This window comes from Zhongshania sp., assembly GCF_041623545.1.
Taxonomy (GTDB): Bacteria; Pseudomonadota; Gammaproteobacteria; order Pseudomonadales; family Spongiibacteraceae; genus Spongiibacter.
In genome coordinates, this window is record NZ_JBFJWS010000219.1 from 1 (window position 1) to 5453 (window position 5453).

At 51.4% G+C, this 5453-nt stretch carries 5 protein-coding genes; all 5 read left to right on the forward strand.

The annotated features are described in order from the left end of the window. Positions 1 to 454 (forward strand): YtoQ family protein (locus tag ABYT30_RS14900; protein ID WP_373097323.1); only part of this gene is annotated, 454 nt, incomplete at its 5' end. Positions 455 to 610: 156 nt separating this feature from the next. Next, positions 611 to 1486, forward strand: coding sequence for a sterol desaturase family protein (locus ABYT30_RS14905; RefSeq protein WP_373097324.1), 876 nt, complete (start codon positions 611 to 613; stop codon positions 1484 to 1486). Between the two features lie 183 nt (positions 1487 to 1669). Then, positions 1670 to 3112 (forward strand): alkaline phosphatase PhoX, encoded by a 1443-nt coding sequence (locus ABYT30_RS14910; RefSeq protein WP_373097325.1) that lies wholly within the window; start codon positions 1670 to 1672, stop codon positions 3110 to 3112. A 442-nt stretch (positions 3113 to 3554) separates the two neighbouring features. After that, on the forward strand, positions 3555 to 4988 hold the full coding sequence (locus ABYT30_RS14915) for a coniferyl aldehyde dehydrogenase (RefSeq protein WP_373097326.1): 1434 nt from the start codon (positions 3555 to 3557) through the stop codon (positions 4986 to 4988). Positions 4989 to 5050: 62 nt separating this feature from the next. Beyond that, entirely contained in the window at positions 5051 to 5194 is a 144-nt protein-coding gene (locus tag ABYT30_RS14920) for a DUF3096 domain-containing protein (protein ID WP_373081000.1), read from the forward strand. The last annotated feature ends 259 nt before the right edge of the window (positions 5195 to 5453 follow it).

Here is a 5453-nt window from a genome sequence, read left to right on the forward strand (position 1 = left end):
CAACAGTCCAGTGACTTTAAAAGTGTATCTTTCCGGAGAAATCCATACCGACTGGCGCGACCAGATCATTCAAAGCTGCCGCGAGCAGAATTTGAGCATTTCATTTACCTCCGCCAATACCAACCACGAAGCCAGCGATGCTGCCGGCGATGTACTTGGCCACGAAGACAAAGCCTTTTGGCGCGACCACAAATCAGCCAAGGTCAATGCGATCCGAACTAAAACTCTGATTGAGCAGTGCGACGTGGCGATCATTCGCTTTGGCGACAAGTATAAGCAATGGAATGCCGCCTTCGATGCCGGCTCCTGCGCGGCACTCGGCAAGCCCTATATCACGCTGCATGGCGAAGACATCATCCACCCGCTCAAGGAAGTAGACGCCGCCGCGTTAGCTTGGGCGACGACAACGGATCAGGTGGTCGAGATTTTAAAATATGCGGTGAGTGAGCATTAGAAAATAGGTCTGCTTTTACACATGCCACTCATTCGCCATTCGGCTGGTTTTATCGCTTTAATCTATCCCACGACCACCTAGCCCGCGATCATTAACTTTGGCAGGGCATGCCAACTATCGTATTCTATGTTGAATATGAACTACTGTGAGTAATCGATGAAAGCGCGTGATGTCTTTTCATGGTCTATCTTTCCGGTGACGGTTGCCGCCGTGCTGCTTGGCGGGGTTTGGGCTATTGATGCCGGCCACGAACCGAGCTTGGTTGCAGGGATCGGCACATTTGTGAGCCTGGCACTGGTGGTGACATTAGAGCGCTTACTGCCATACCGCAAAGAGTGGAATCAATCCCAAGGCGACCTGCGCGCAGACTTGCTGTACCTGCCTAGTTATTTCGGCATTAACGCGCTGGTACAGCCCGTGGTCGCCGCTGGCATCGTGCTGGGCGGTGCTATGATGTCGGATGCCTTGGGCATGGGGCTGTGGCCTTCAGAGTGGCCACTGCTCGCGCAGTTTCTACTGGCCTGTATTGTGGTGGAGTTTTTCGACTACTGGCCCCACCGCTGGCTGCACGAAGTCCCTTTCCTATGGCGTTTTCATGCTATTCACCACAACCCAAAGCGATTGTATTGGCTGAATGCAACGCGAGCGCATTTTGGCGAAGTCGTATTTCGCGGCATCTTGAATGCCGTGCCGCTGGCACTGGCCGGCGCCAGCGCGGAAGTGCTGGCAATGGTGGGATTGGCGAACTCGCTACTGGGCTTGTTTCAGCACGCGAATATCAATTTTAAAATGGGCCCTTTGACTTGGATTTTCAGCGTTGGCGAAATGCATCGCTGGCATCATTCGCTGAAGATATCTGAGGCGAACCACAATTACGGTAGTAACTTTCTGTTTTGGGATGTGGTGTTTGGCACCCGGTACCGCGACGCGGAAAAGTCTGGTCCAGAGAATCTAGGAATAGAAGATGACACCATTCCAGCCAGCTGGTGGTCGCAGCTCTGGGTGCCATTCAAAGAGCATAAAAATTCTTGATGAAGGGCTCTATTTGGGGGCAGAGTAAAAACTCAAGCATCCCGCAATAGGTGAGCTTAGTTTTACTCTGCCCCCGATCTATATAATATGTCGTCAGAACGTCATCAGACATGACACGACCTGTTGCAATATCAATCTTGCGGATAATATCCGCCGCACATCCATAATTTGAATGGTAAAAAAATGCACCCACTAATTGAAGGTATTGAGCGTGAGGGACTGTCACGCCGGCGCTTTCTGCGTAATTTGTTCCTGACTGCTGGCGGCGTTGCCAGCGCACGGTTTCTAACAGCTTGCGGCGGCTCGTCAAGCTCAATAGGGCTGCCGGGGGCAATGAACCCCTTTGTTAAAAGCAAATTTGCGACGATTGGGCCATTGTTGCCTGCAGATGAGAATGGCGTGCAATTGCCTGCCGGATTTACCTCTCGCGTGGTCGCTGAATACAACGCGAACGTGATTGCCGATGATGGCAGCGATACAGGCTATGCATGGCATACCGACCCCGATGGTGGCGCAACATTCAGCACAGATGATGGCGGATGGATTTATGTGAGCAACTCAGAGCGCCGCGATAACACCTCCGGCCCCGCCGTTACGGGCGTGGGTTACGGGCCACCAAATCGACGCCAAGATGTTGCCGCACTAGGTCTGATGAGCGGCGGAGTCAGCGCATTGAGATTCAATGCTAAGGGTGAACTGGTCGACGCCTACCGCTGCCAAGCCAATACCACGACCAACTGCTCCGGCGGAGCAACCCCCTGGGGAACGTGGATCAACGGCGAGGAGATACTTGATGGCTTAATGTTTGAATGCAGCCCACTGCGGGATGGCGGTGAGGCAGTGCATCTGCCCGCATTCGGTATTAAAGGGCATGAAATGGTGGCGGTGGATGAGGCTCGACGCGCTATCTATCACACCGAAGATGCAGGTGGCGACGATCGATTCTATCGCACCATTTGGTCGGTAGCCGATTGGCCGAGCGGCGAACGCCCGCTAATGGATAACGGTGTGCTTCAAGTCATGGGCGTGCCAGCCGGATTGACCGCGGCACGCCAGGGGCCCACGCCCATTGAATGGCACAACGCCTTGGCAGTAGATCAACCGCAGTTCCAGAACCGTCATCCCGACAGCACGCTAATGGCAGGCAATGAGGGCGTTTGGTACCTTAACGGCTTTATATTTTTAACCACAAAAAGCGATGACACAATTTGGGCAATCGATACGACGGCCAATACCATAGAATCGATTTATGCCCCCTCCGACGGCCCTATCGGCTCACCAGTGGATGACAGTGAACCACCCTTGGCTGGTGTCGATAATATTACGATGACCTTGGACGGCGAAATGTTGGTCGTGGAAGACGGCGGTGATATGCGCTGCATGGTATTGATGCCCGACCAAACCACAATCCCATTATTGCGGCTGCCGGGTGACCCAGGGGCTACCGAAGTCACTGGCGTCGCGATTGCGCCCGACGGTCGGCGAGTTTACGTATCTGGCCAACGCACATTTAATAGTGGCGACGGCGCAATAGGCTACAACATTGCGGGTTTAACTTACGAAATCACCATGCCATTTTCGGTGCGGGTAGATCGGCCACTCGCGCGGTCAATGCCTAATGTGTAGTTATTCCCAGCCAGGTACAACTGCTATGTGATCGATATGTGAGGCCATGCCAGCACCAGCCCGAACAGTATCGCCACATAGTCGCATCTATTGAGCAGTTATGCCGCTGCAGGAGGCATCGCTTTACTGGATATCCGATTTGCTAATTGAGGGCAGAGTGAAAATACATCATTCCCCTTAACTTCTCGCGATTCGCACAGAGGCTCCGCTCAGCGATAAGGCGACGGCATATGCGTGCTCAATCAGTACGGCTCCTCAAGTCAATTCAGTAGCAATTCGCGTCACTTTATTGTCTGCTCACGCCATCTATGCCGCTGGATACCCTCTAAGCGTTTATTATTTGTGCGATAAGGCATAGGATGGCTTTTAGGCTATAAAACACTCAGGCCGCGCCTTACTATAGCGGCTGTACTAATTCGACGATTACAGTATAGGGGGCACAATGAACAATTTGGCAGAAGCTCAACCCATTCAGCAGGCATCACGCATTGCACAGGTATTTGAGACCCAGCGCACGGCGTCACGGCGCAGCCCCTACCCCAGTGTGCAAGAACGAATTCAACATATAGATAAACTCGCTGCACTACTGGAAAAAAATCAAGACGCGATCGCAGAGGCAATTTCAACGGACTTCGGCAACCGCCCCACCCAAGAGTCCAAGGTGCTGGAAATCTTCGGTCTGATCAGTGGCTGCAATTACACGCGAAAGCGCCTGAAAAAATGGATGAAGCCCCAGAAGCGTCACGTTGGACTCGCATTCTTTGGCGCAAAAAATACAGTCATCCCTCAACCCAAGGGTGTTATCGGCATTGTTACGCCGTGGAACTACCCGCTATTCCTCGCCCTGAGCCCAGCAATTAGCGCGCTGGCCGCGGGTAACCGCTGCATTATTAAAATGGCGTCGAATTCGCAAACCTTGGCAAGGTTGATGGAAAAGCTAATCAGCGCCGAATTTGACGAAAGTGTGCTGGCCGTCGTTGCAGGGGTTTCAGCCCACGAGTTTACCCACCTGCCTTGGGATCACTTGGTTTTCACCGGTTCAGCCGCCACCGCAAAGACCGTTATGGAAACCGCCGCGAAATACCTAACACCGGTTACCCTAGAGCTTGGCGGCAAATCGCCGACAATCGTTGCCGACGATTATGATATTAAAGTCGCCGCCGAACGCCTGCTATTTGGCAAGTTTTTGAATGCTGGGCAGACCTGTGTCGCACCTGATTATGTATTTATTCCCCGCAATAAGGTCGACGCCTTTATTGATGCCGCAAAAACAGTGGTCAAACAGCGCTACCCAAATCTCAGCACCGCAGACTACACATCGATCATTGATGAAAAGGCCTACCAGCGACTGAATAAGACATTGGAAGACGCCACCAGTAAAGGTGCCCGCGCCGTCAACCTAATAGACCAAACCACCAACAACGACGCATTACGAAAGTTAGCACCTCACCTTGTGTGTGATGTTAATGCCGACATGATGATTATGCAGGACGAGATTTTTGGTCCCCTGCTCCCCATCAAACCCTACGACAACATCGAAGACGTTATTGAATACATCAATGCCAACGAGCGCCCACTAGCACTCTATTTATACAGCAACAAAAAGGCTCTTCAACAACAGGTGATATACAACACGCTGTCTGGCGGTATGTGTATCAATGACAGCGTCGTGCACGTAGCACAACACGACATGCCCTTTGGTGGTGTTGGCAATAGCGGCATGGGTCATTATCACGGCCATGAGGGCTTTATCGAGTTTTCAAAAATGCGCCCCATCTTTAAGCAGGGACCGATAAGTGGGCTGCTCATGATGGCACCGCCTTATGGCGCTACTTTCGACAAAATGTATAAGTTGATGCTGAAATTCAAACTCTAATTGAAAAGGCGTGATAGCGCCCCAAGCTTTAACTGGGGCGCTATCATCACTAGGAATTTACGATGACAATCACCTTAGACATTATTCCCCTTATCTCCATTGCCGCGGGTGTGGCGATTCTCGTTAAGCCGCGTTTACTTAACTATATTGTTGCGGGCTATCTAATTGCCATTGGCTTAATCGACCTGTTAAACCTGCATATTTAATCTGAGTTTATTCAGAACTTACACAACTACTCATAGCGTCATTGCAATACGCTGTATGGCGACGCTTTACATCCCAACGATGTCACAGGCCAAAAATACGTTGAGATAATAAACTCGACATTAGCGTGTTTTCAATTTTTGAATAATGACCCCGCTCACAAGCTCAAATATAAATAAAACCAGGCCATTTACCGATAGCAAGTGCGATTGCTCAGCAATCATTCGGTTCTCACCTTGCCAACAGCCCCATTAACTATGC

What these genes read in the sequence shown, in the direction of transcription:
- ABYT30_RS14905 (WP_373097324.1), top strand. Translation starts at nt 611, where the DNA reads ATGAAAGCGCGTGATGTCTTTTCATGGTCTATCTTTCCGGTGACGGTT.
- ABYT30_RS14910 (WP_373097325.1), top strand. Translation starts at nt 1,670, where the DNA reads ATGCACCCACTAATTGAAGGTATTGAGCGTGAGGGACTGTCACGCCGG.
- ABYT30_RS14915 (WP_373097326.1), top strand. Translation starts at nt 3,555, where the DNA reads ATGAACAATTTGGCAGAAGCTCAACCCATTCAGCAGGCATCACGCATT.
- ABYT30_RS14920 (WP_373081000.1), top strand. Translation starts at nt 5,051, where the DNA reads ATGACAATCACCTTAGACATTATTCCCCTTATCTCCATTGCCGCGGGT.